The 20,918-nt window shown below is 68.7% G+C and carries 27 protein-coding genes; 9 read left to right on the forward strand and 18 right to left on the reverse strand.

The window, feature by feature from the left end; genetic code table 11:
* Positions 1-7 precede the first annotated feature (7 nt).
* The 9 genes from ACQ66R_RS19010 to ACQ66R_RS19050 all read right to left on the reverse strand — a co-directional run bounded on the left by ACQ66R_RS19010 (position 8) and on the right by ACQ66R_RS19050 (position 6,448).
* Entirely contained in the window at positions 8-667 is a 660-nt protein-coding gene (locus tag ACQ66R_RS19010) for a hypothetical protein (RefSeq protein WP_430424463.1), read from the reverse strand.
* A gap of 347 nt (positions 668-1,014) precedes the next feature.
* Complete coding sequence (locus ACQ66R_RS19015; protein ID WP_293361488.1) at positions 1,015-1,302, reverse strand: hypothetical protein; 288 nt, start codon at positions 1,300-1,302, stop codon at positions 1,015-1,017.
* 205 nt (positions 1,303-1,507) lie between these two features.
* Positions 1,508-1,864, reverse strand: coding sequence for a type II toxin-antitoxin system VapC family toxin (locus ACQ66R_RS19020; protein WP_430424465.1), 357 nt, complete (start codon positions 1,862-1,864; stop codon positions 1,508-1,510).
* Between the two features lie 3 nt (positions 1,865-1,867).
* On the reverse strand, positions 1,868-2,077 hold the full coding sequence (locus ACQ66R_RS19025; protein ID WP_430424467.1) for a type II toxin-antitoxin system VapB family antitoxin: 210 nt from the start codon (positions 2,075-2,077) through the stop codon (positions 1,868-1,870).
* 92 nt (positions 2,078-2,169) lie between these two features.
* A complete protein-coding gene (locus ACQ66R_RS19030; protein WP_430424469.1) occupies positions 2,170-2,958 on the reverse strand; it encodes a DpnI domain-containing protein in 789 nt (262 codons plus the stop codon).
* Between the two features lie 81 nt (positions 2,959-3,039).
* Positions 3,040-3,255, reverse strand: coding sequence for a hypothetical protein (locus tag ACQ66R_RS19035; protein WP_430424471.1), 216 nt, complete (start codon positions 3,253-3,255; stop codon positions 3,040-3,042).
* Between the two features lie 150 nt (positions 3,256-3,405).
* Positions 3,406-5,667: an excinuclease ABC subunit UvrB gene (uvrB, locus tag ACQ66R_RS19040; RefSeq protein WP_430426357.1), complete on the reverse strand. Its 2,262-nt coding sequence runs from the start codon at positions 5,665-5,667 to the stop codon at positions 3,406-3,408.
* 75 nt (positions 5,668-5,742) lie between these two features.
* Positions 5,743-6,084 (reverse strand): hypothetical protein, encoded by a 342-nt coding sequence (locus ACQ66R_RS19045; protein WP_430424473.1) that lies wholly within the window; start codon positions 6,082-6,084, stop codon positions 5,743-5,745.
* A gap of 85 nt (positions 6,085-6,169) precedes the next feature.
* Complete coding sequence (locus ACQ66R_RS19050) at positions 6,170-6,448, reverse strand: helix-turn-helix domain-containing protein (RefSeq protein ID WP_430424475.1); 279 nt, start codon at positions 6,446-6,448, stop codon at positions 6,170-6,172.
* A gap of 208 nt (positions 6,449-6,656) precedes the next feature.
* Between ACQ66R_RS19050 and ACQ66R_RS19055 the strand changes: the two genes are divergently transcribed.
* Complete coding sequence (locus ACQ66R_RS19055; RefSeq protein ID WP_430424477.1) at positions 6,657-7,649, forward strand: NAD(P)H-dependent flavin oxidoreductase; 993 nt, start codon at positions 6,657-6,659, stop codon at positions 7,647-7,649.
* Between the two features lie 36 nt (positions 7,650-7,685).
* A complete protein-coding gene (locus tag ACQ66R_RS19060) occupies positions 7,686-8,789 on the forward strand; it encodes an aromatic ring-hydroxylating oxygenase subunit alpha (RefSeq protein ID WP_430424479.1) in 1,104 nt (367 codons plus the stop codon).
* 3 nt (positions 8,790-8,792) lie between these two features.
* On the opposite strand, the gene ACQ66R_RS19065 is transcribed toward ACQ66R_RS19060, so the two are convergent.
* The gene (locus ACQ66R_RS19065; RefSeq protein WP_430424481.1) at positions 8,793-10,019 is read right to left on the reverse strand and encodes a cytochrome P450; all 1,227 of its coding nucleotides are present in this window, start codon (positions 10,017-10,019) and stop codon (positions 8,793-8,795) included.
* Between the two features lie 69 nt (positions 10,020-10,088).
* Positions 10,089-10,640 carry a carboxymuconolactone decarboxylase family protein gene (locus tag ACQ66R_RS19070; RefSeq protein WP_430424483.1) on the reverse strand — a complete coding sequence of 184 codons (552 nt, stop codon included), beginning with the start codon at positions 10,638-10,640 and terminating at the stop codon, positions 10,089-10,091.
* Positions 10,641-10,713: 73 nt separating this feature from the next.
* Between ACQ66R_RS19070 and ACQ66R_RS19075 the strand changes: the two genes are divergently transcribed.
* Positions 10,714-11,040 carry a winged helix-turn-helix transcriptional regulator gene (locus ACQ66R_RS19075; protein WP_430424485.1) on the forward strand — a complete coding sequence of 109 codons (327 nt, stop codon included), beginning with the start codon at positions 10,714-10,716 and terminating at the stop codon, positions 11,038-11,040.
* Here ACQ66R_RS19075 and ACQ66R_RS19080 read toward each other — a convergent pair.
* From ACQ66R_RS19080 to ACQ66R_RS19090, 3 genes are all read right to left on the reverse strand, one after another.
* On the reverse strand, positions 11,037-11,936 hold the full coding sequence (locus tag ACQ66R_RS19080; RefSeq protein WP_430424487.1) for an alpha/beta fold hydrolase: 900 nt from the start codon (positions 11,934-11,936) through the stop codon (positions 11,037-11,039). The genes ACQ66R_RS19075 and ACQ66R_RS19080 overlap by 4 nt on opposite strands.
* 61 nt (positions 11,937-11,997) lie before the next feature.
* A complete protein-coding gene (locus ACQ66R_RS19085; protein WP_430424489.1) occupies positions 11,998-12,663 on the reverse strand; it encodes a hypothetical protein in 666 nt (221 codons plus the stop codon).
* A complete protein-coding gene (locus tag ACQ66R_RS19090) occupies positions 12,660-13,199 on the reverse strand; it encodes a MarR family winged helix-turn-helix transcriptional regulator (protein WP_430424491.1) in 540 nt (179 codons plus the stop codon). Before ACQ66R_RS19090 ends, ACQ66R_RS19085 begins: the two co-directional genes overlap by 4 nt.
* A gap of 147 nt (positions 13,200-13,346) precedes the next feature.
* On the opposite strand from ACQ66R_RS19090, the gene ACQ66R_RS19095 reads away from it, so the two are divergent.
* Both ACQ66R_RS19095 and ACQ66R_RS19100 read left to right on the forward strand, forming a co-directional pair.
* The gene (locus tag ACQ66R_RS19095; protein WP_293359398.1) at positions 13,347-13,682 is read left to right on the forward strand and encodes a PadR family transcriptional regulator; all 336 of its coding nucleotides are present in this window, start codon (positions 13,347-13,349) and stop codon (positions 13,680-13,682) included.
* Positions 13,683-13,685: 3 nt separating this feature from the next.
* Complete coding sequence (locus ACQ66R_RS19100) at positions 13,686-14,660, forward strand: hypothetical protein (protein ID WP_430424493.1); 975 nt, start codon at positions 13,686-13,688, stop codon at positions 14,658-14,660.
* 167 nt (positions 14,661-14,827) lie between these two features.
* Here the strand turns inward: ACQ66R_RS19100 and ACQ66R_RS19105 are convergent, their stop codons facing one another.
* Positions 14,828-15,007, reverse strand: a complete 180-nt coding sequence (locus tag ACQ66R_RS19105) for a hypothetical protein (RefSeq protein WP_430424495.1) — start codon at positions 15,005-15,007, stop codon at positions 14,828-14,830.
* Between the two features lie 483 nt (positions 15,008-15,490).
* On the opposite strand from ACQ66R_RS19105, the gene ACQ66R_RS19110 reads away from it, so the two are divergent.
* Positions 15,491-16,354 carry a cell wall hydrolase gene (locus ACQ66R_RS19110; RefSeq protein ID WP_430424497.1) on the forward strand — a complete coding sequence of 288 codons (864 nt, stop codon included), beginning with the start codon at positions 15,491-15,493 and terminating at the stop codon, positions 16,352-16,354.
* Between the two features lie 12 nt (positions 16,355-16,366).
* Here ACQ66R_RS19110 and ACQ66R_RS19115 read toward each other — a convergent pair whose 3' ends face one another.
* Positions 16,367-17,188 carry an SDR family oxidoreductase gene (locus ACQ66R_RS19115; RefSeq protein ID WP_430424499.1) on the reverse strand — a complete coding sequence of 274 codons (822 nt, stop codon included), beginning with the start codon at positions 17,186-17,188 and terminating at the stop codon, positions 16,367-16,369.
* A 59-nt stretch (positions 17,189-17,247) separates the two neighbouring features.
* On the opposite strand from ACQ66R_RS19115, the gene ACQ66R_RS19120 reads away from it, so the two are divergent.
* Positions 17,248-17,802, forward strand: a complete 555-nt coding sequence (locus tag ACQ66R_RS19120; protein WP_430424501.1) for a DUF1003 domain-containing protein — start codon at positions 17,248-17,250, stop codon at positions 17,800-17,802.
* A 109-nt stretch (positions 17,803-17,911) separates the two neighbouring features.
* Here the strand turns inward: ACQ66R_RS19120 and ACQ66R_RS19125 are convergent, their stop codons facing one another.
* On the reverse strand, positions 17,912-18,130 hold the full coding sequence (locus ACQ66R_RS19125; protein ID WP_430424502.1) for a hypothetical protein: 219 nt from the start codon (positions 18,128-18,130) through the stop codon (positions 17,912-17,914).
* A 55-nt stretch (positions 18,131-18,185) separates the two neighbouring features.
* Entirely contained in the window at positions 18,186-19,127 is a 942-nt protein-coding gene (locus ACQ66R_RS19130) for a GlxA family transcriptional regulator (RefSeq protein ID WP_430424503.1), read from the reverse strand.
* 83 nt (positions 19,128-19,210) lie between these two features.
* Here ACQ66R_RS19130 and ACQ66R_RS19135 point away from each other — a divergent pair, with 83 nt between their 5' ends.
* The gene (locus ACQ66R_RS19135) at positions 19,211-19,897 is read left to right on the forward strand and encodes a DJ-1/PfpI family protein (RefSeq protein ID WP_430424504.1); all 687 of its coding nucleotides are present in this window, start codon (positions 19,211-19,213) and stop codon (positions 19,895-19,897) included.
* A complete protein-coding gene (locus ACQ66R_RS19140; protein WP_430424506.1) occupies positions 19,897-20,916 on the forward strand; it encodes a DJ-1/PfpI family protein in 1,020 nt (339 codons plus the stop codon). Before ACQ66R_RS19135 ends, ACQ66R_RS19140 begins: the two co-directional genes overlap by 1 nt.
* Positions 20,917-20,918 lie beyond the last annotated feature (2 nt).

The raw sequence follows: 20,918 nt of genomic DNA on the forward strand, positions 1-20,918 counted from the left end.
CGGCGCGTCAGCCGGAGGGGCGCCAGTGGGGGCGTCGGGGGCTGGTCCCTCGAGGCGCGGGGTCCGGGGCCATGGGCCGCAGGCCGGCGGTGAAGGCGCGGGCGGCGGCGTTGGCGGCGGCGATGTCTTCGGGTGTGGCGGGCTCGGGGTCGGGGAAGAAGGTGGGGGCCGGCAGGTCTCGCCAGCGTTGGGCGTAGTCGTCGGGGAGGCCCAGGGTCTTGCAGACGCGGCGGATGACGGCGTCGACGTCGTCCACGATCCAGTCGGGCTTCTCGGTCCAGTCGTCCACTTCGCGGTCGAAGCGGTGACACCAGTCGGTGTGGAGCGTCTCGTCGCCATCCGCGGCGGCGGAGATCACCCGCTCGACGGCGTCCTGCACCAGCGCGGTGCGCTCATCGATGGCCTGGTCATGGAGATCTCGTGCGGAACGGCGCGGCGCCTCGCGTTCGGCCATGGCGCGGTCGGCCCTCAGCTTGCTGAGCAGGGCGAGCGTCTGGCGGAGTGAACGGGTGAGCCGGGTGTAGGCGCGGGCCAGGTCGGAGAGTTCGGCCACCTCTTCGGTGGCGAGCGCCTTGTTGTGGAGGCGCTCGGCGAAGGCGAAGTCCATGCGGGCCGCGCGGGCCAGCAGCTGGTCTTCCTCGAAGATGTCGGGCGCGGGCTCGGACATGATCGCGAGTGGAACATGGGGGTACGACAGAAACGGTCGTAGAACCGCGCCTCGCTTCCAATTCTCTTTCAGATCGTCATGGCCGGGCTTGTCCCGGCCACCCAGAAGCGCCGCCGTTTCCGGAGAGGGCGCGGGCGGGACGGCCGTGCGCCCTGCGGCCAGCGCCTCGTATCTGGGTGGCCGGGACAGGCCCGGCCATGACGTTCTGGGGGAGGGGAGGAACGGGTCTGCGGGCGGGCTTCAGCGCCGCACCGTGGGGCTGCGCGACCGCGCGCAGGCTTCTGGAAGCCGTCCCGCGGCCCGGCGCCCGTCCGCGCCGGCGTGCCGCAGTGGGACAGTCGGGGCGCCTAGGCGCGGGCGACGATGGCTTCGAGGGTCTGGACGCGGCTGTCCAGGTCTTCGGCCAGGCGGCGGGCGACGTCGCGCACGCCGGGGGAATAGGCGTCGCCACCTTCGGCGATCTCGGCGGCCAGCTCTTCGAGCCCGACCATGGCGGTCGTGAGCGCCTTGACGTGATCCTTGGCGAGCTGCCGGGCTTCCGCCTGCAGGCGCTGGACGCGCTGCGCGACGGTCTCGGCTTTCGGAAGGACAGTTTTCAGGTCGTTGTCGGCGACCACACTGAGAGACGGTGACATCCTGATGGTCCTCAAACTTTCGCACCCAAGTTACATACGGTCCGCAATCCCCTTTGGATCGCTGCCAGACCGCCCCGGCTGCTTTCAATCTACGAGCGAAAACAGCACAGGTTCCCTGTCAGCCGCATGAACGGCGCCAGTTAACTCTCTGTCAGCTATGAGTGGGGCGCCGGGGACACAGTGTGTCGTTAACGGCGGGGGCGATCTAAGCGACCCGCATTCGGGTTGCGATGTCCGCGAGCCGGCGATCCTGCGTCCACAGGCGCGCATCCCGCGTCAGGCGGACCGACGCCAGGAGGTGGGCGTCGACGTATCCGATGCCCAGGCCGTGCAGAGCCTCAGCCTCGATGAGCGCGCGAACTTCGGCGTCGGTCGCGACCTCCGCGCGGGGCAGGCGGCCCAGGTCGGCCAGCAGGCCGGCGCGGTCCCGCAGATTGCCCATGGCCAGTTCGCCGATGACGAACGGATGGCTCAGCACTTGTCCCGCGTTCAGAAGCGCGGCGAGGTTGGCGTCGCCCGCGCGTAGATGTGCGACCCAGACGGACGTGTCGACCAGGACCATCGGTCAGCGTCGGCGCGCCGGGACCTCGAGATCGGGCTGAGTTCCGCCGAGGCGCGCCAGCCGTCGCGCGCCCTCCCGCTCGATGAGCGCCTTCAGGGCTTCGCGCACCAGCGCCGACTTCTCACGCACGCCGGTGAGGCTGGCGGCTTCTGCGAGGAGATGATCGTCGAGGGCGAGGGTCGTGCGCATGGCGGCGGCTTTCGTCTGGAGCATGGAATGTAGCATCAAATGATGCGGTTAGCGATGCCTTCGTGAGCTGGGCGAGGGGCGCGCGACAGCGCTGGAGCACGCGTTAGCTGAGCCGGTCAGCGGAGGCGGTAGTGTCCGCGCCCTATGAATTCGAGGTAGCCCGCATCCCGCAGGACCTGCAGTTGCTGGCGAATCTTCGGGCGGATGTTGTTGTTCTCAGGATAGACGCGCTGCAGGTGCGTTTCTGCGGCGTAGACGTCGTCCAGCGTGAACTCCGGACGCCCGATGGCTTCGACGGCCTTCATGACCTCCAGAAGCCAACCGCGCGCGTCGATCGACGCGCTTTTGAGGAAGAGGGTGCTCTGCCAACGTCGCTGAACCTCTTCACGCGGCGTCCAAACGCGATCCTTGAGGAGGGCAATCCGGCCCGCAGCTGGGACGCGCGAGATGTTGATGTTGCAGCCCACCCAGCCGGCACGCCTCGCGGTGGCCGCGAGCGGTTTTCGCTTCTCGATCATGTCGAGAGTGAAGAAGTGCTTCGGTATGACCAGAACGTCCGTCGCCTCATGCGCCGCCGCGTCGTAGCCGAGGAGCATGAGGTGAGGATTGGTGGGCGAGAGCAGTCGGGCGCACATCGTGCCGTAGGCGCCGTCCGTCACCCGCGGTCCGAAGCGTCCCTTTTTGCTCTTTAGCTCGAACTCCTCGGCACAGTCGGGGCAGCGCAGGTCGGCGACGGGGCTGTTGTTTGGAAGTCGATCCAGCGTCGACGCACCGCAGCTGGGGCACCCCATTCGGCTCGCCCAAACCTCAGTTGCGACCCGCGCCTTCTGCGACGCGCTTTCGAAGTGCGCCGGGGCCTCTTCGAGCCCGAGTGGCCGGTGATAGGGCTCGTCGTTACCGGTCATTGGTGGCTGGGCTCTGCGAGAGTCACAACCGAGTCTTTGGCTGGTTTGGTGACCCGTCCCTTAACCGAGGCGCTTCGGCCTCTAGGCCGCGACTTCGGTCTCCGCGATCTCGGCGCCGATCGCGTCCAGGGTAATGAAGATGCGGTCGTCGAACTCGCAGACACCATCCGGTAGCCAGGGAAGGTCGCCGTCCTGTTCCTCAGCCAGGGCGGCGGCCTCGACAGGATTGTCCGCCTCCACATGTGCGAGGTAGTCGACGTAGGCATCGACGCGTCGCCTCACGGTGTACGTCGGCATGCCATTTCTCCCTTGTTTCAGATCCAATTCTTGGATCTGAAACAATGAGTTGGCAACGATTGAGCGCTCTGGCGGGATAGGTGGATGAGGCGGTGGCGGAAGCCCCCTCCACCGCGTTCCGCGGTTCCCCTCCCCCTGCGGGGGAGGAACTTAGGGCCCCTTCCGCCTTCTCCCGCGCATCTTCCGAAACTCCTCGGCTTTCTCCGCGCGCACTTCGCTGCGGATCTGCTTCGCGGCCTGGCGGCCCTCGTCGCCTTCGCCGGCCCCAGAGAGGGCGTCGGCGGCGAATTCCAGGTCGAGGAGCTTGAGGCGTTTGACCTCGTCGCGGAGGCGGGCGGCTTCCTCGAATTCGAGGTTGGCGGCGGCCTCGCGCATGCGTGTTTCGAGGTCCTTGAGGGTGGCCTTGAAGTTGTTGCCGACGAACGAGGCGCCGGCCTTCTCGGCGACGCCGGCCGAGACGGTGACGTGGTCCTTCTCGTAGCCGCTGGCGAGGATGTCCTTGATCTGGCTCTTGACGCTCTCGGGCGTGATGCCGCTTTCGAGGTTGTACTGCTCCTGCTTCTCGCGGCGGCGCTTGGTCTCCGCCATGGCCCGTTCCATCGAGCCGGTGATGCTGTCGGCGTAGAGGATGACGCGGCCGTCCACGTTCCGGGCGGCGCGGCCGATGGTCTGGATCAGCGAGGTTTCCGAGCGGAGGAAGCCCTCCTTGTCGGCGTCGAGGATGGCGACCAGGCCGCACTCCGGGATGTCGAGGCCTTCGCGCAGCAGGTTGATGCCGACCAGGATGTCGAAGGCGCCCAGCCGCAGGTCGCGGATGATCTCGATGCGCTCCAGGGTGTCGACGTCGGAGTGCATGTAGCGTACGCGCAGGCCCTGCTCGTGCATGTATTCGGTGAGGTCCTCGGCCATCTTCTTGGTGAGGACGGTGATGAGCGCGCGGTAGCCGTTCTTCGTGACCTGGCGGACCTGGTCGATCACGTCGTCCACCTGGCTGAAGCCGCCCTTGGAGACGGGCTTCACCTCGACCGGCGGGTCGATCAGGCCGGTGGGGCGGATCACCTGCTCGGCGAAGACGCCGCCGGTCTTGTCCATTTCCCACGGGCCGGGGGTGGCCGAGACGAAGACGCTGTCCGGCCGCATGGCGTCCCACTCCTCGAACTTGAGGGGGCGGTTGTCGATGCAGGAGGGCAGGCGGAAGCCGTATTCGGCCAGGGTGAACTTTCGGCGGTAGTCGCCCCGGTACATGGCGCCGATCTGCGGCACCGTCTGGTGGCTCTCGTCGACGAACAGCAGGGCGTTGTCGGGGATGTATTCGAAGAAGGTGGGCGGCGGCTCGCCCGGCCGGCGGCCGGTGAGGTAGCGGCTGTAGTTCTCGATGCCGGCGCACGAGCCGGTGGCCTCGATCATCTCGATGTCGAAGGTGGTGCGCTGTTCGAGGCGCTGGGCCTCCAGCAGCTTGCCGTTGGCGACCAGCCAGTCGAGGCGCTCCTTGAGTTCCACCTTGATCTGGTTGATGGCCTGGCGGAGCGTCGGGCGCGGCGTCACGTAGTGGCTGTTGGCGTAGATCTTCACGCCTTCCAGCTCGGCGGTCTTCTTGCCGGTGAGCGGGTCGAACTCGGTGATGGCCTCGATCTCGTCGCCGAACAGGCTGATGCGCCAGGCGCGGTCCTCGTAGTGGGCGGGGAAGATCTCCAGGGTGTCGCCGCGCCGGCGGAAGCTGCCGCGCTCGAAGGCCTGGTCGTTGCGCTTGTACTGGAGGGCCACGAGGTCGGCCATCAGCCGCTTCTCGTCGATGCGGTCGCCCGGCTTCACCTGGAAGGTCATGGCCGAGTAGGTCTCGACCGAGCCGATGCCGTAGATGCAGGACACCGAGGCCACCACGATGACGTCGTCCCGCTCCAGGATCGCGCGGGTGGCCGAGTGGCGCATCCGGTCGATCTGCTCGTTAATCGAGCTGTCCTTCTCGATGTAGGTGTCGGTCCGCGGCACGTAGGCCTCGGGCTGGTAGTAGTCGTAGTAGCTGACGAAGAACTCGACCGCGTTCTCGGGGAAGAAGCTCTTGAACTCGCTGTAGAGCTGGGCGGCGAGGGTCTTGTTCGGCGCGAGGATCAGGGCGGGCCGCTGGGTCTCCTCGATGATCTTGGCCATGGTGAAGGTCTTGCCCGAGCCCGTGACGCCCAGGAGGACCTGGTCGCGGTCGCCGCCGTCGACGCCGGCCACCAGCTCGCGGATGGCGGTCGGTTGGTCGCCCGCGGGCTGGTAGGCGCTGCTCAGCTTGAACTTGCGGCCGCCCTCGCTCTTCTCCGGGCGCACCGGGCGGTGCGGCTTCCAGAGCATGGGCATGGTGTTTTCGTCGTAGTCGAAGGCCGCCGACATGTCGGCGACACCCGTCGGCGCGGAGGGGGCTGGCATGGCGTCCAAGGTAGGCTCTCCCGGCAGGGTTCGCCACCTCTGTGCGCCAGACCTGCTGACAGCAGTCTGTCAGGATCAGCCGGGTCGGCGCACGCCCAGCAGGACCGTGGCCATGTCGCCCTTGGCCTGGAGCGTGAGGATCAGGAGGTAGGGGAGCAGGAAGCCCGCGCCGCCGAAGAACGCCACGACCGCGAGGGCCAGGCTGGCCGGGGAGAAGCCGCCGCGCCAGGCGGTCCAGAGCGCTGACAGCACAAGCATCATCAGGAAGTCGAGGTTGAACTGGCCGGGCCAGCCCATCTTCGCGATGTCGCCGAAGAAGATGGGGATGAGGTTCATCCCGTGGTTGGTGATGACCACCGCGGTGAAGGCGAAGAGCACGCCCCACAGCACGACCAGCAATATGCGGAACGCCGCCATCTCGATCACCTCCCCCTTGTTGCGCGGATGTTGGCACGGGAGGGGGGCGTCCGCACATTACCTGGCAGGTAACGGGAACGCGCGGTCAGGCGGCGTGCTCGAAGCGGAGGGGCGGATCGGCGGCCGACGGGTCGCCGTCGGCCTCGCGCGGGAGCCCGGCGAAGAAGTAGCCGACGTCCACGTCCAGCACGCAGGCCAGCTTCCACAGCATGGCGACCGACAGGCGGTTGCCGGCGCACTCGTACTTCTGGATCTGCTGGAAGCGGACGCCCACGGCCGCGGCGACCTGCGCCTGGGTCAGGCCCAGCAGGCGGCGACGGCGGCGCAGGGCGCGGCCCACCAGGATGTCCACATCGTCGGTCATGACCCTTACGCCCGGCACGTTCAACTACCCCGACGTGTAGCGCCGACAACCTAAGGGGCGTGACCGATCAAGTTCCGAGCGCGCCGATTTCTCGCCGAGCCGGACCGTGGCGGGCGGCCGATCGGCCTGAACCTGACGTGGCGGCGGCTTGCGGGCGCAGCCCAGCCGGGCCAATACAATGTAAACGCACGTTTGAAGGAGACGCCCTGTGAAGACCCGCATCACGGAACTGTTCGGTATCGAGCACCCCATCATCCAAGGCGGCATGCACATGGTGGGCTACGCCGAAATGGCGGCCGCCGTGTCGAACGCGGGCGGCCTGGGGATCATCACCGGCCTGACGCAGGGGACGCCCGAGAACCTGGCCAAGGAGATCGCCCGCTGCCGGGAGATGACCGACAAGCCGTTCGGCGTGAACCTGACCTTCCTGCCGGCGGTGACGCCCCCCGACTACCCGGGCTTCGTCGAGGCGATCATCAAGAGCGGCGTGAAGGCGGTCGAGACGGCCGGCAACAACCCGGCCAAGTGGCTGCCGGGCCTGAAGGACGCCGGCATCAAGGTGATCCACAAGTGCACCTCGGTGCGCCACTCGCTGAAAGCCGAGGCGATCGGCTGTGACGCGGTCAGCGTCGACGGCTTCGAGTGCGGCGGCCACCCGGGCGAGGACGACGTCGGCAACTGGGTGCTGCTGCCCCGTGCGGCCGAGGAGCTGAAGATTCCGTTCGTGGCCTCGGGCGGCTGCGCGACCGGCAGCCAGCTGGTGGCGGCCCTGGCGCTGGGCGCCGAGGGCGTCAACATGGGCACCCGCTTCATGGCCACCAAGGAAGCCCCGATCCACCAGAACGTGAAGGACGCCCTGGTGAAGGCGACCGAGCTCGACACGCGCCTGATCATGCGCCCGCTGCGCAACACCGAGCGGGTGCTGAACAACGCGGGCGTCGAGCGCCTGCTGGAGAAGGAACGGACCCTCGGCGACAAGATCACCTTCGCCGACATCGCGCCCGAGGTGGCCGGGGTCTATCCGGCGATCATGAAGGACGGGGACATGGACGCCGGCGGCTGGAGCTGCGGCATGGTCGCGGGCCTGATCCACGACGTGCCGACGGTGAAGGAACTGGTCGACCGGATCATGTCGGAAGCCGACGAGATCATCACCCACCGCCTGGCGAAGTTCGCGGGCAAGGCGACGGTCGGGGCCTGATTGCAGGCCGCGTTCGGGCGTGGAAGAACTCCGCCCATGACGGTGCAGAGTCTTCCCGCCTGGATGTACACGAGCGAGGCGTTCTTCGAGCGCGAGCGGCAGACCATCTTTCGGACGGCCTGGCAGGTGGTCTGCCACCTGAACGACATCCCCGAGGCCGGCGACTACCAGGCGTTCGACTTCCTGGGCGAGCGGGTGCTGACGGTGCGCGGTGACGACGGCGAGGTGCGGTCGTTCCACAACGTCTGCCGACATCGCGCGTCGCGCCTGGCGGATGGCAATTCGGGCAACTGCGGCCACCGGATCGTGTGCCCGTATCACGCCTGGAGCTATCGGCTGGACGGGCGGCTGGCCAACGTGCCTCCGTGGCAGGGCTTCGACGGGATCGATCCCGGCGAACTGGGCCTGAAGCCGATCGAGCAGGAGATCTACCTGGGCTTCGTCTTCGTGCGGTTCGCGCCGGGCCTGCCCAGCGTGGCCGAGATGATGGCGCCCTACACCGCCGAGCTTGCGCCGCACTGCCCGGCCGACCTGCAGCCGCAGGGCCGTGTGACGCTGCGGCCGCGGCCGGTGAACTGGAAGAACATCGGTGACAACTACTCCGACAGCCTGCACATCCCCGTGGCCCACCCGGGGCTGACGCGGCTGTTCGGGACCAGCTACGGCATCGAGGCCGAGCCGTGGGTCGACAAGATGTGGGGCGACATCGTCGAGACGCCGTCCAGCAACTGGGTCGAGCGGAACTACCAGGCGCTCTTGCCCAAGTTCGACCACCTGGAGGGCCGCGATCAGCGCCGGTGGAACTATTACAAGCTCTGGCCGAACGTGGCGTTCGACGTCTATCCCGACCAGATCGACTTCATGCAGTTCATCCCGATCTCGGCCACCCAGACGGTGATCCGTGAGATCGCCTACGTGCGGCCTGACGCGCGGCGCGAGGTGAAGGCGGCGCGGTACCTCAACTGGCGCATCAACCGGCAGGTCAACGCCGAGGACACCGTGCTGATCCGGCGCGTGCAGGAAGGCATGGAGAGCTCGGGCTACGAGACCGGCCCGCTGGGCCCGTCCGAGGTGTGCCTCAAGGGCTTCGCCGAGAAGATGGCGAAGTTCATCCCGGAAGCGGCTGAGGCGGCGGAATAGCGGCTAGGGTTCGACGATCAGGCTCTCCAGTCCGCGGAAACCGGGCAGGGCGCGATAGGTCAGGGTCTGGTCGGCGAGTTTCAGGTTCGGGAACCGCTCGAAGAGCTTCCAGAGGGCGACCTGGCCTTCCATGCGGGCCAGGGGCGCGCCGATGCAGATGTGGGCGCCGCCGCCGAAGGCCATGTGCGGCACGTGCTTGCGGGTGATGTCGAACTGATCGGGCGCCTCGTAGACGGCCGGGTCGCGATTGGCGGCGCGCAGCACGGTGATCATCGCCTCCTTCTCGGACACCGCCTCGCCGCCGACCTCCATGGGGCACGAGGCGATGCGGCTGGTCATGGTGATGGGCGGGTCCCAGCGCAGGATTTCCTCCACCGCCATCGCGATGAGCTTCGGGTCGGCCTTGAGGGCCGCCAGTTGCTCGGGGTGGGTGAGGAAGGCGCGGACGCCGTTGCCGATCAGGTCGGTGGTGGTGAGGTTGCCGCCCACCAGCAGGCTCTGGAGGTTGACGCTCACCTCCTGGTCCGAGAGCTGGGCGCCGGCGGCCTGGAGCTGGACCATGTCGGTGATCAGGTCGTCGCGCGGGCGGGTCCGGCGCTCAGCCATGGCTTCGGCGAAGAAGGCGTCCAGCGCCTGGGCCGCGACCATCAGCTGCTGGTCCTGTTCGGGCGTGCGCAGGGCATTGAGCGACAGGATGATGCCCTCGGACCATTCGCGGAACTCGCGCAGGCGCGCCTTCTCGATGCCCAGCACGGCGGCGATGACCAGGATCGGCACCGGCACGCCGTAGTCGGCGATGATGTCGAACGAGGTTCGACCGCTGAGGCTGTCCAGCACCTCGTCGACGATCGTCTCGGTCTGGGGCTTCATCTTGGCGGCGCGCTTGTAGAAGGCCTGGGTCAGCGGGCCGCGCACTCGGGCGTGGTCGGGATCGTCCATGAACAGGATCGAGAGCGGCTGGTCGCCCGACCCCTCGGACACGCGGCTGAACAGCGCGCGCGGGTTGCCGCGGGCCGGGTTCCTCCAGAGGCTGCGGTCGTTGACGACGCCGCGGACGTTCTCGTAGCCGGTCACCACCACCGACTCGAGGACCGGGTCGTGGCGCACCGGGCAGCGCGCCTGCAGGTCGGCCAGCCGCGGGTAGGGGTCGGCCCGGAACTCGGGGTCGATCTCGAGAAGCTGGAAACCCGTGGGCAGGTCCTGCGGCTCGGGCGCCTTCTGTTCCGACATCGGTTCACTCCTCCTCGTGGCGGGGGAGTCAGCGCCAGGAGGGCAGCGCGCGCAAGGCCTAGTTCGACGTCAGGCCGCGTACTGGGCGAAGCGGGCGGCGGTGGTTTCCAGCGGCAGGGCCAGGCCGTTCGAGAGGTAGGCCACCGTGCGGTAGGAGCCGCAGAGCAGCAGGATCTCCAGGATCTGGTCGTGGCTGTAGTGGCGCTGGAGGTCGGCGAACTCGGCGTCGGAGAGCGTGGACCGATCGTGCAGCGCGTCGACCGTGGCCACGAGGACGGCTTCGTTCCCCGTCCACGGCCCGGGCGCGCCAGGCGGCGCCAGGGTGGCGGCGATCTCCTCGGGCGACAGCTTGGCCGCCGCGGCGAAGGCGCTGATGTGGACGCCCCACTCATACTCGCAGCCGGCCCGGGCGCACACCCGGTCGATGACGATCTCCCGCTCACGCAGGCTGATCAGGCGCCCGTCGAGCAGCGAACCCGCGCGGAACTTCTTCCAGGCGCGCTCGCTGCTGGCCAGCGTTGTGAACAGCACCAGCGGCGGGACGCCGGGCGGCATCACCTGGTCGAAGTGACCCTGGATCTCGGCGGGGTAGGGCGCGGCGAGGGGCGCGATCCTTGGCATGGGGAGTGTGTTCCGCTATCAATAACGTAGCACATAGGTGCTATGAAAACGATAGCGATGACAAGGGCCTTTCGTGAGCGATGATCCGGCGATGCTGAGAGTGGGCGGCCAGCGGCCGATCATGGCGCTGCTGGAGCTGCTGGGCCGGCGATGGGCCCTGCGGATTCTCTGGGAGTTGCGCGACGGGCCGCTGACGTCGCGGGCGCTTCGCGCCGCGGCGGGCGGGCTGGCGCCGTCGGTCCTGCAGGCGCGGGTCAACGACCTGCGCGGCGCCCAGCTTCTCGCGTTGCGCGCCGACGGCTACGGGCTCACGCCGCTGGGGCGCGAACTGCTGGAGGTGTTCACGCCGATGTACATGTTCTCCGACCGCTGGGCCGAGGCGATGCCCCGCGACAGTTAGCGGCGGGCGTCCAGCCAGTCGCGGATGGTGCGGTTCACCTGGGGCGCGGCGTCGTGCTGCACGAAGTGGCCGGCGTTCGGGAACATCACCACGGTCGTGTCGGCGTCGACGTAGTTCCAGGTTCCGGAGTGGCCGGCGGCGTTGAGGGCCGTGTCCTTCATGCCGTGGATGACGAGCACCGGGACCTTCACGCGGTTGTTCGGTTGAGCGGACGGCGCGGGCTGGACGTCGGCGCCCGTCCCGCGCGGATAGTTGGCGCGGTAGTAGTTCATCATCGCGGCGAAGTCCGAGCGCTTGAAGGCCTCGATGTAGCCCGGCCGAGCCGCGGGGTCCTTGGTGGCCATGCCGGCCAGCATCTCGGCGCTCAGCATCTTCTCCGAGCCCTCCTTCTGGAAGTTGCGGGCGTACTGGCTGTTCTTCTGCTGGTCGGCGTTGGTGGCCAGTTCGCGGGCCATCCCGGCGGGGTGGGGCACGCTCAGGATTACCAGCTTGTTGACCAGGTCGGGGCGCGCGAACGTGGTCTGCCAGGCGATGGCGGCGCCCCAGTCGTGGCCGATGACGATGGCGTTCTTCTCGCCCTCGGCTGCGATCACGGCGGCCACGTCGCCGATCAGGTTGGGCATGGCGTAGGCCGCCTCGCCCTGGGGCTTGTCCGAGAGATTGTAGCCGCGGGTGTCCAGGGCGGCGGTGCGATAGCCGGCCTTGTTGAGCTCGGTCGTCAGCGGCTTCCAGGTCGCGGAGTAGTCGGGAAACCCGTGGATCAGCACCACCAGCGGCCCCTTGCCCTCAGCCACGTAGTGGATCTTCACGCCGTTGTTGACCGCGTACTTGTCGGCCGCGTGGGCGGCAGTGGACAGCATCAGCGCGGCGGCGAAGGCGAGCGCGGCCCGGATCATCGGCGGTTCCTCTTTGTGTTTACGGCGTAGATAGACCCTGGCCCGGTGGGCAGCAATCGGATCAGCGCCGGGCGTTGGCCGGGAACGCGGCGACGGCGAGCAGGCCCCACGCGATGGCCAGCTCGATGATCAGTTTGGTGGTTTGCGCGACCACGAGGTCCTGGTTGGCCAACCGCGCCGCGGAGTCCGGTCGAAGGATGCCGCCCACGCTCCCCAGGCCGCAGATGTCCCAGGTGGCCAGGGCGAAGAAGAAGGCGCTGGCGACCCGCCAGTGGGCGCCCCTGGCGTCGGCGAATGGCTCGCCACTCAGGGCCGCGCGCGCGAAGGCCGCGCAGATCAGCGTCGCGATCACGATCCCGATCGCGGCGAAGAAGGCTGCGTAAGGCCCCGGCAGGGCGGGGATCATCCACACCCCGATCCAGGCCGCCGCGCCCAGAGCGAACCAGCGCCTGAAAGTTCGCGCAGCCTCACCGGTCGCGCGCAGGGCGGCCCAGGCAAGGCAGAAGGCGCCAAGGTGAAAGGACAACATCCAGAGGATGGTCCGGGCTGCGCCCCAGACGAGCGCCAGCGGTGCGACCTCGCCGCCTGCGTCTTCGTGCGCCAGGAACCGGCGATATCCGGGCAGCACCAGCCAGTTGCCCGCCACGGCGTAGGCCAGAAGCAAGAGCCCCAGGAAGAGCCACACCGGGCGGCTGGGCGCGGAGCGGTCGGCGGCGGCGATTCTCATGGGTAGGCCTTTTCCCGTTTTGCGACGACGAGGGGCCGGGCGAGACCATCCTCGATCTTGCCGAACAGGCGAACCGCGCGGCCACGCTCCTCAGCGGACAGCGGCGCGGTCAGATCGGCCATCCTGGCGAAGATGTCGGGGAGCACGACGTCGAGCAGGGCTTCGCCCCGCGCCGTGATCGCGATGGCCTTGCGGCGGCGGTCGGCGCCATCAAGCGTGTGGGCCACCAGGCCTTCGCGGGCCAGGCCGTCGATCAGGCCGGTGACCGTGGCGCGGGTCACCCCCAGGCGTTCGGCGATCTCGGACGGGGCGAGGTGGGGCCGATGGACGTCCAGCGCCATCAGCACCGAATAGCGACCAGGTGACAGCCCGTGGGTGGCGAAGGCGTCACCGAATGACCCGAGCATGTGCTTGGCGGCCCTGAGCAGGTCCTGGGCCGCCGCCACGGCTGCCGCATCGACATGACCCATCGCGGCCTTGCGGCGCTCGAGAGCCTCAAGGGCGGGCGTGTCGAGGAGGGGAATCTCGGATGTCATGTGCGCGCACCACTGGTTAGGCAGCTGATAATATGGCGCCATACTAACGAGTCAATGCGGGCAGGTCGCTTCACCACCTCCACATGCTGTGTGCCACATAGTATGCGCTGGACACTGTGTATCGCACAGTGTATGACGCACAGCACGATGCCAAATGACGCCGACATTTTCGAAACGCTTCGCCAGGAGTTGCGCCGCGGATCGCTGATCCTGGCCGTGCTGGGACAGCTGAGGTCCGAGCACTACGGCTACACGCTGCGCAAGGCCCTGGGCGACGCCGGCGTCGAGATCGACGAAGGCGCGCTCTATCCCATGCTGCGCAGGCTGGAGGCGCAGGGCCTGCTGACCAGCGAATGGCGCGAGGAAGAGCGGCGCAACAAGCGCTTCTACCGGCTCTCGGACGAGGGCCGCGCCGTGCTCGACCGGCTGGTCGAGGAATGGACCAGGCTGAACGCCTCGGTCGACGCCATCCTGAAGGGTTGAGGCATGTCCGACCTGATCGAACGCTACCTGGGCGCCATCGCCCGCCAACTGCCTGACGGCCAGAAGGCCGACGTCACCGCCGAGTTGCGCGACGTGCTGCTCAGCCAGGTCGAGGAAGAGGAAGAGCGCCTGGGCCGTCCACAGACCCGCGAGGAGCTCGAGGCGCTGCTGATCCGGTTCGGCCACCCGCTGACGGTGTCGGGACGGTATCGCCAGGTGCAGCACCTTATCGGCCCGGAGGTCTTCCCGTTCTGGTGGGCGGCCATCAAGGCCACGCTGTCGGTGATCCTGGGGATCTGGGTGGTGATGGCGCTGCTGGTCGTCATCGCAGGCCAGCCGTTGGCCCTGGGTCTGGACGCGGGCGATGGGTCACTCTTCGGCCTGCTGGTGTTCGCTTTCGGGATGATCACCCTGGTCTGCGCGCTGATCGAGCGGTTCGGAAAGACGTCGTTCCTGAAAAGGTGGAAGCCCAGTCAGCTGCCGCCGCCCGAGGGAAAGACCAAGTCCCGCTTCGAGCGTGTGGTGGAGATAGGCATGGGCGCCGTGTTTTTGCTGTGGTGGGTGGGCGCGATCGAATTCCGCGCCTTCATTCCCGATCACGACATGAGCGTCGAACTGGCGCCGATCTGGCAGGAGATGTACTGGCCGATCCTCGCCTACGCGGCCTTCGACGTTAGCGTGAACGTCCTAGCGTTGTTCACGCCCGGCGCGGTCTTCTTCAATCGTGCGACGTCGCTTGGCCGCAACCTGTTCGGCGCAGGCGTGCTGGGGGCGGTCTACCAGGCCGGGCACTGGGTGGAGGTGAACTGGGACGTCTGGACGCCGCAGGTGCGCGAGCAGGTTCAGGCCAACTTCGACACGGGCATGCGGATCGGCGTCGCCTCGACGATCCTTGTCTTTCTGGCGCTCGCGGCGGTCGACGCCTGGCGTATCTGGCAGATGGTCCACGCCGATCGGCGGGCGCCCATGTCGGCCTGATCTAGAGCGTCGCGTGGCTCACGGCGCTGGCGGCGACGAGCAGCACGCCGATCAGAGTGGCCAGGGCGAAGATGAGATTGCGCAACCTAGGGTTCCCTCGTTGATCCTTGGGGAAGTTACGCAGCAACGTTAGCGCCAGATGCGTCAGCAGGCCGCAGATCGGTCGGTCAGTTGGGGTCGACGCCCTTGCTGACCACCGTACCGACACCGGCTCCGACGGCGGCGCCGACAGGTCCGCCGACCACCGCGCCGGCGACCGCGCCGGTGGCGGCCCGTTGTTCCACATTGTGCCCGCACGCCGAGAGGGCGAGGGCGGCTGCGAGGGTCAGGAAGGTCAGTGTGCGCATGGGGTCTCCTGATGGGGAGAACACGCCTCGAAGACTGTTGTTCCACGCAAGCTTCTGCGGCGCCGACGCAAGGTAAACGAGTATGGTTTCAGAAGACTTGCAGGCGGTCTAAAGACTAAATGCAGCCCCGGGTGAGCATCCCGAAATTCTCCTGCGAACTCAGTCCCATGTCGGGGATAACCGAACTCAAGTCGCCTTAGAGGCGATCTCGGCGTTAATGGTGCAGCGCAAAAAAGTCTTGCCAAAGGCCCTCGCCGCATTCATACAGCCTCCACCATTTGCCGTCGCTCGACCCCACAACGGATCTCGGGGAAGAGCCTGCCGGCGGACGCTGCCAGCACGTGCAGGGGCGCCCGGGGCGACATGTAGGTTGGGGGGCACGTAACGCCCTCGCCGCTGAGGACCGTTTCCGTTTTGCAGTATGAATTCCTGGTGCGCGCCGTTCGGCGTACACCGTTTGGCGCCGCTTTGGCGGGCGCAGGCATGGGCCTGGGCCTGGGCGCAGCCTTTCTGATCTTCGGCATGGCCGGCCATGCGGCGGACTATGCGCACGAGCTGCGCATGGCCGACGCGGCCGTGGCCGGCTACAGCGGCTCGTACCTCGAGGCCGAGGGCGAGGGCCTGCGTGTCGGGCTCCAGCGTTACGGTTTCGAGGGCGCGCTGGACGCGATCACCCATCCGAGCCGCGTGGACAAGGAGCGCCTGAAGGCGCGCCGCCGCGCCGACCTCGATTGCCTGACCACCGCCGTCTACTACGAGGCCCGCGGCGAGAGCGCCCGCGGTCAGGCGGCCGTCGCCCAGGTGGTGATGAACCGGGTGAAGCACCCGGCCTTCCCGAAGACCGTCTGCGCCGTCGTCTTCCAGGGCGCCGGGCGCAAGGGCTGCCAGTTCAGCTTCGCCTGCGACGGCTCGATGCGGAAGCGTCGCGAGGTCCTGGCCTGGAACCGGGCCCGCGACGTGGCCACCCGCGCCCTGGCCGGGGCGGCCCGGGTCGAAGTGGGCGCGGCCACGCACTTCCATACGACCGCGGTCTCGCCGATGTGGGCGCCGCACATGCTGCGCGTGGCCAACGTGGGGGCTCACGTCTTCTACAAGTTCGCGCCCTATCGCCTGCGTCACGCGCCCGCCGCGGCGCCGGCGGTGCGGCAGGCGCTGCTGACCAGCGGCGCGGGCCCGGCCCAGGACCTGCGCATCGATCCCACGGTCGAAAAGGCCATCGAGTCGTCCCTGGAGACGGCGTCGCCGACCACCGCCGGCGAGCCCAAGGCCGCCATCGGCGCGGCCACCCCTGTGGTGGCCGAGGAAGCGCGGCTGGCTCCGGCCCAGCCGACGGGGGCGTCGTCCTAACGGCGACCGGGGCTAGAGCACGTCGATCTGCCTGGCGAGCCGGCGGCGGACCAGGCCGGGCAGGAACCGATTGAGCAGGCCGATCTGTCGCGCCTGGCCGCCCACCAGATGGTGCAGCCGCGGCTTGCCGTGCACGGCCGCCCACACCGCCTCGGCGACGTCGGAGACCGGATAGACCGGCACCTTTTCCTGGCGCAGCGACACGCGCAGGTCCTCGTTCCCCGAGAAACGGGCCTTGTCCAGCAGCGGCGTGTCGATGAACCACGGCATGATGCAGCGGACGCCGACGCCGATGCGCGAGAACTCGGCCTCCAACGCCTCTGAGAGCCCGCGCACGGCGAACTTCGTGGCGGCGTAGACGCTCATCCGCGGCGGAGCGACCACGCCCGCCACCGAGGCCACGTTGACGACCAGGGCGCCGGGCGTCGCGGCCAGCAGGTCGAAGGCGGCCTGACATCCGTTCAGCACGCCCTTGAGGTTCACGTCGATCTGGAGGTCGACGTCCTCGGGCGTCTGGGTCTCGAGGTAGCCGCCCTTGGCGAGGCCGGCGTTGTTCATCAGCACGTCGAGGCGGCCGCCCGTCGCCTTTGCGAACACGGCGAGCTCGCGCTTCCAGGCGCTGCGGTGGCGAACGTCGAGACTGCAGACGATCCCGTTGGCGGGGCCGATCGCGTCGAGCGCCGCCGCGAGGCCTTTGGCGTCGATGTCGGCCAGGCCTACGAACCAGCCTACGCCGGCGAAGCGCCTGGCGGTCGCCAGCCCGATGCCGCTGGCCGCGCCGGTGATGAAGATGGCCCGGCGGCCGTCCGCCTGCGCCTTGGTGATCCCCGACATCGCGAAACCCCCCATATGCTGCGAAGCTACACCCAGTATCTGCCGAAGGGGAAAATCGGATGGCGATCGAAGCTAAGGATCAACTGGCCAAGAACCTGCTGGGGAGCCCTTACGAGACGCTGACGCCGGTGCAGCGAAGCGTCATCGACCTGATCGCCACCGAGGCGCCGACGGGTCTGGACTCGCGGCTGCACACCGACGACCGCAAGCCGGGCGAGAAGCTGTCCGACCGCGTCGCCGCCGTCGGCGGATCGTGGCGCTTCATCATCGGGTTCGCGCTGGTGCTGGCGATCTGGATGACCTGGAACGCAGTGGGCCAGGGGACCAAGCTGGCTTTCGACCCGTACCCCTTCATCTTCCTGAACCTGATGCTGTCGACGCTGGCGGCCGTGCAGGCGCCGATCATCATGATGAGCCAGAACCGAGCCGCGGCGCGTGACCGGGCGGCGGCCGAGCACGACTACATCGTCAACCTGCGCGCCGAGCTGGAGATCATGCACCTGCACGACAAGATGGACGCGCTGCGGCAACGCGAGCTGCTGGAGATCATCAAGCGGCAGAACGAGAGCCTGCGGATCCTCCGCCAGCAAGGCCCGGGCGGGATCGGCGTCTAGAGCCCGTCCCGGTTGGCTTGAATCAAGCCAACGGGAGGAACGGGCTCGTCGTCTTCCTGCTGGAGCGCATCCTTATCGCCTGCGCGCCTCATCCTCGGCGGGATGCGCTCTAGGCGCTGGGCTGAGGCTTCAGCGCCTCAGGCTCGTCCGCTTGATCATCAGCATCCGCGTACCAGGCCGCCAAGGTGCGGTATTCGCGGGCGACCTCGAGGAAGCGATCGCGGCTCTCACCGGGGCCCTTGTCCGCCAGATCCTGCACCCGCCGCGCCTCGGACGCGTAATATCTGCGGCGCCCCTTCAGGGCGATGGTTCCGGGCTGGACCGACATACGCACGCTCTCCACTGACCATCGAAAAGCGTCCGGCAGGCTCCGGTTCCGACGGTCAGGCTCTGGCGGCTCTGCGTAGCGCCTGCGGGGGTTGTCCGAAGGCGCGCAGGAAGGCGCGGCGCATGCGCTCGGGGTCGCCGAACCCCACGGCCTCGGCGACGTGGTCGATGGGTGCGTGGCTGCTCTCGACGGCCGTGCGGGCGGCTTCCAGGCGCAGCCGCTCGACGGCCTTGGCCGGCGTCGTGCCGGTTTCGGCCGTGAACGCGCGGGCGAAGTTGCGGGGGCTCATGGCGGCCCGCTCGGCCAGGCGCTCGACGGTGAGCGCCCCGGCGAGGTTGGCCCGCATCCAGTCCATCAGCTCGGCGAAGCGGCCGGACGCGCCGCCCATCTCCACCAGGGCCGAAAACTGGGATTGGCCGCCGGGCCGCCGCTGATGGACGACCAGTTGCTGGGCGGTGCGGCGCGCGATCTCGGGGCCCAGGTCGTCCTCGATGAGCGCCAGGGTCAGGTCGATGCCGGCGGTGATGCCGCCCGACGTCCACACGTTGCCGTCGCGGATGAAGATGCGGTCGGCGTCGAGCCGGATCTTCGGATAGCGCCGGGCGAAGTGGTCGGTGCGGCTCCAGTGGGTGGTGGCGCGCCGGCCGTCCAGCAGGCCGGCCTCGGCCAGGAAGTAGGCGCCCGAGCAGACGCTGGTCACCCGTCGCGCGGCCGGGGCCACACGCTGGAGCCACGCCACGATTTCGGAGAACTCGCCGACGGCGCGGGTGGCGTCGCCGCCCGAGACCAGGATCGTGTCCCAGGGCCCTTCCGAAAGCGGCTCGCAGGCGAAGCCCGCGCCGGCGGTCGAGGGCGTGTGCCCGCCGCCGGGCGCCAGGACGTGGGCCTCGTAGGCGCCGGGGCTGAAGCGGCCGGCGATGTCGAAGGCCGACAGCGGACCCGCCGCGTCGAGCAGCTGGAAGTTCGGGAAGACGACGACGGCGATCTTGCGGGTCATGGCAGGATTTGTGGGAACATTGTCATTTCAGCCAGACCATGCCGGGCGTAGGTCGGGGACGTCAAGTTTTCAGGAGGTCCCAGATGTCCAAGCTCAAGATCCTCTTCGTGCTCTATCCGGGGGTGACCCACCTCGACTTCACCGGCCCCCACCAGGTGCTGTCGCGGGCGCCCAATTCCGAGACCCTCGTCGCCTCCATGGGCGGCCAGGACATCGAGGCCGAGGGGCTGACCTTCACGAACCTGGCCGATCTTTCGAAGGTCGAGCGCTGCGACGTGATCTGCATCCCCGGCGGGTTCGGGACCACCGCCGCCATGCTGGACGAAGCGTTCATGGCGCAGGTCCGTCGTCTCGGCGCGGGGGCGAAGTACCAGACCAGCGTCTGCACGGGCTCGCTGATCCTGGCCGCGGCCGGGTTCCTGAAGGGCAAGCGCTCGGCCTGCCACTGGGCCTGGCGTTCGATGCTGGAGCCGTTCGGCGCCATCGTGAGCGAAGAGCGCGTGGCGCGTGACGGCAACATCATCACGGGCGGCGGCGTGACCGCCGGCATCGACTTCGCCTTTGTGATGCTGGAGGAGCTGGCGGGCCGCGACTACGCCGAGGCGGTCCAGCTGGGCCTGGAGTATGCCCCCGCGCCGCCCTTCAACTCAGGCCGGCCCGAGCTGGCCCGGCCCGAGGTGCTGGCTCAGGTGAAGGCCCGGATGGCCGCGTCCGCCGACAGCCGCGCCGAGGCGGCGGTGCGCGCGGCGCAGGCGGCGGAGCCCGTCTGATGCGGCGTTGGATGATCGCGGCCGCCGCCTGGCTGGCGCTGGCGGTCCCGGCGGCGGCGAAGCCGCTGGTGGTGATCCTGGCGGACGCCGACGGGACCGAGACGACCGACCTGATCGCGCCCTATGCGATCCTGGCCGAGAGCGGCGCGGTCGAGGTGAAGGTGGTCGCGGCTTCGGCCGCGCCCATCAAGCTGATGCCCGGCATGGCCCGGATCTCGCCGCAGATGACCCTGGCTGAACTGGCCCGGCGGCCGAAGGGGCCGGACGTGGTCATCGTGCCGGCCATGCACCAGGTGCGCGACCCCGAGCGGGCCGCGTGGCTGCAGGCGCAGGCCAGGGCGGGGGCGCGCCTGGTGTCGATCTGCGACGGGTCGTTGGTGCTGGCCGAAGCGGGGCTGCTGGATGGCCGCCAGGCGACGGTCCACTGGTTCAGCGCCGAGGGCCTGGCGAAGAAGCACCCGAAGGTGACCCTGCGCCGCGACTTGCGGTGGGTGACGGATGGTCCGATCACGACCACGGCGGGGGTCAGCGCCTCGGCGCCGGCCTCGCTGGCGCTGCTGAAGGACCTTGCCGGAGACGACGTGATGCGCGCGACGGCCGGGCGGCTGGGGCTGGCCCAGCCCGATCCGCGTCATGCCGGCGGCGACTACCGCCTCTCGTCACGACCCCTCGGTGTGGCGGCGGGCAACGCGGCCGCATTCTGGCGGCGCGACGACGTGCAGGTGGCGCTGTCGCCGGGCATCGACGAGTTCAGCTTCGCCGCCGTCCTGGACGGGTGGTCGCGCACCTACCGCTCCACGGCCTGGGCCACGGGGCCGGCCACGGTGGTGTCGCGTCGAGGCCTTACCCTCCATGCCGACCCGGCCGCCCCGAAACGGTTCGACCGCCAGGCGAGCCTCCCGGCCACGGGTCCGATCGAGGGCATGATCGACCAGGTCCGGGCGGCCTACGGCCAGCCCACCGCGCGGTTCGTCGCGCTGCAGCTCGAGCACCCCTACGGCGCGCTCAGCGCCTGGTAGGG

Source organism: Phenylobacterium sp. (genome assembly GCF_965284355.1).
In the GTDB taxonomy this organism is placed as follows: domain Bacteria; phylum Pseudomonadota; class Alphaproteobacteria; order Caulobacterales; family Caulobacteraceae; genus Phenylobacterium.

Coding starts and splice junctions, on each gene's coding strand:
- ACQ66R_RS19015 (WP_293361488.1), bottom strand. CDS start 1,302: ATGTCACCGTCTCTCAGTGTGGTCGCCGACAACGACCTGAAAACTGTC.
- ACQ66R_RS19090 (WP_430424491.1), bottom strand. CDS start 13,199: ATGACATCCGAGATTCCCCTCCTCGACACGCCCGCCCTTGAGGCTCTC.
- ACQ66R_RS19080 (WP_430424487.1), bottom strand. CDS start 11,936: ATGATCCGGGCCGCGCTCGCCTTCGCCGCCGCGCTGATGCTGTCCACT.
- ACQ66R_RS19140 (WP_430424506.1), top strand. CDS start 19,897: ATGCGGCGTTGGATGATCGCGGCCGCCGCCTGGCTGGCGCTGGCGGTC.
- ACQ66R_RS19035 (WP_430424471.1), bottom strand. CDS start 3,255: ATGCCGACGTACACCGTGAGGCGACGCGTCGATGCCTACGTCGACTAC.
- ACQ66R_RS19065 (WP_430424481.1), bottom strand. CDS start 10,019: ATGTCGGAACAGAAGGCGCCCGAGCCGCAGGACCTGCCCACGGGTTTC.
- ACQ66R_RS19120 (WP_430424501.1), top strand. CDS start 17,248: ATGGCGATCGAAGCTAAGGATCAACTGGCCAAGAACCTGCTGGGGAGC.
- ACQ66R_RS19070 (WP_430424483.1), bottom strand. CDS start 10,640: ATGCCAAGGATCGCGCCCCTCGCCGCGCCCTACCCCGCCGAGATCCAG.
- ACQ66R_RS19125 (WP_430424502.1), bottom strand. CDS start 18,130: ATGTCGGTCCAGCCCGGAACCATCGCCCTGAAGGGGCGCCGCAGATAT.
- ACQ66R_RS19110 (WP_430424497.1), top strand. CDS start 15,491: ATGGGCCTGGGCCTGGGCGCAGCCTTTCTGATCTTCGGCATGGCCGGC.
- ACQ66R_RS19130 (WP_430424503.1), bottom strand. CDS start 19,127: ATGACCCGCAAGATCGCCGTCGTCGTCTTCCCGAACTTCCAGCTGCTC.
- ACQ66R_RS19045 (WP_430424473.1), bottom strand. CDS start 6,084: ATGGCGGCGTTCCGCATATTGCTGGTCGTGCTGTGGGGCGTGCTCTTC.
- uvrB (WP_430426357.1), bottom strand. CDS start 5,667: ATGCCAGCCCCCTCCGCGCCGACGGGTGTCGCCGACATGTCGGCGGCC.
- ACQ66R_RS19010 (WP_430424463.1), bottom strand. CDS start 667: ATGTCCGAGCCCGCGCCCGACATCTTCGAGGAAGACCAGCTGCTGGCC.
- ACQ66R_RS19105 (WP_430424495.1), bottom strand. CDS start 15,007: ATGCGCACACTGACCTTCCTGACCCTCGCAGCCGCCCTCGCCCTCTCG.
- ACQ66R_RS19135 (WP_430424504.1), top strand. CDS start 19,211: ATGTCCAAGCTCAAGATCCTCTTCGTGCTCTATCCGGGGGTGACCCAC.
- ACQ66R_RS19085 (WP_430424489.1), bottom strand. CDS start 12,663: ATGAGAATCGCCGCCGCCGACCGCTCCGCGCCCAGCCGCCCGGTGTGG.
- ACQ66R_RS19115 (WP_430424499.1), bottom strand. CDS start 17,188: ATGTCGGGGATCACCAAGGCGCAGGCGGACGGCCGCCGGGCCATCTTC.
- ACQ66R_RS19050 (WP_430424475.1), bottom strand. CDS start 6,448: ATGACCGACGATGTGGACATCCTGGTGGGCCGCGCCCTGCGCCGCCGT.
- ACQ66R_RS19025 (WP_430424467.1), bottom strand. CDS start 2,077: ATGCTCCAGACGAAAGCCGCCGCCATGCGCACGACCCTCGCCCTCGAC.
- ACQ66R_RS19020 (WP_430424465.1), bottom strand. CDS start 1,864: ATGGTCCTGGTCGACACGTCCGTCTGGGTCGCACATCTACGCGCGGGC.
- ACQ66R_RS19095 (WP_293359398.1), top strand. CDS start 13,347: ATGCCAAATGACGCCGACATTTTCGAAACGCTTCGCCAGGAGTTGCGC.
- ACQ66R_RS19030 (WP_430424469.1), bottom strand. CDS start 2,958: ATGACCGGTAACGACGAGCCCTATCACCGGCCACTCGGGCTCGAAGAG.
- ACQ66R_RS19100 (WP_430424493.1), top strand. CDS start 13,686: ATGTCCGACCTGATCGAACGCTACCTGGGCGCCATCGCCCGCCAACTG.
- ACQ66R_RS19060 (WP_430424479.1), top strand. CDS start 7,686: ATGACGGTGCAGAGTCTTCCCGCCTGGATGTACACGAGCGAGGCGTTC.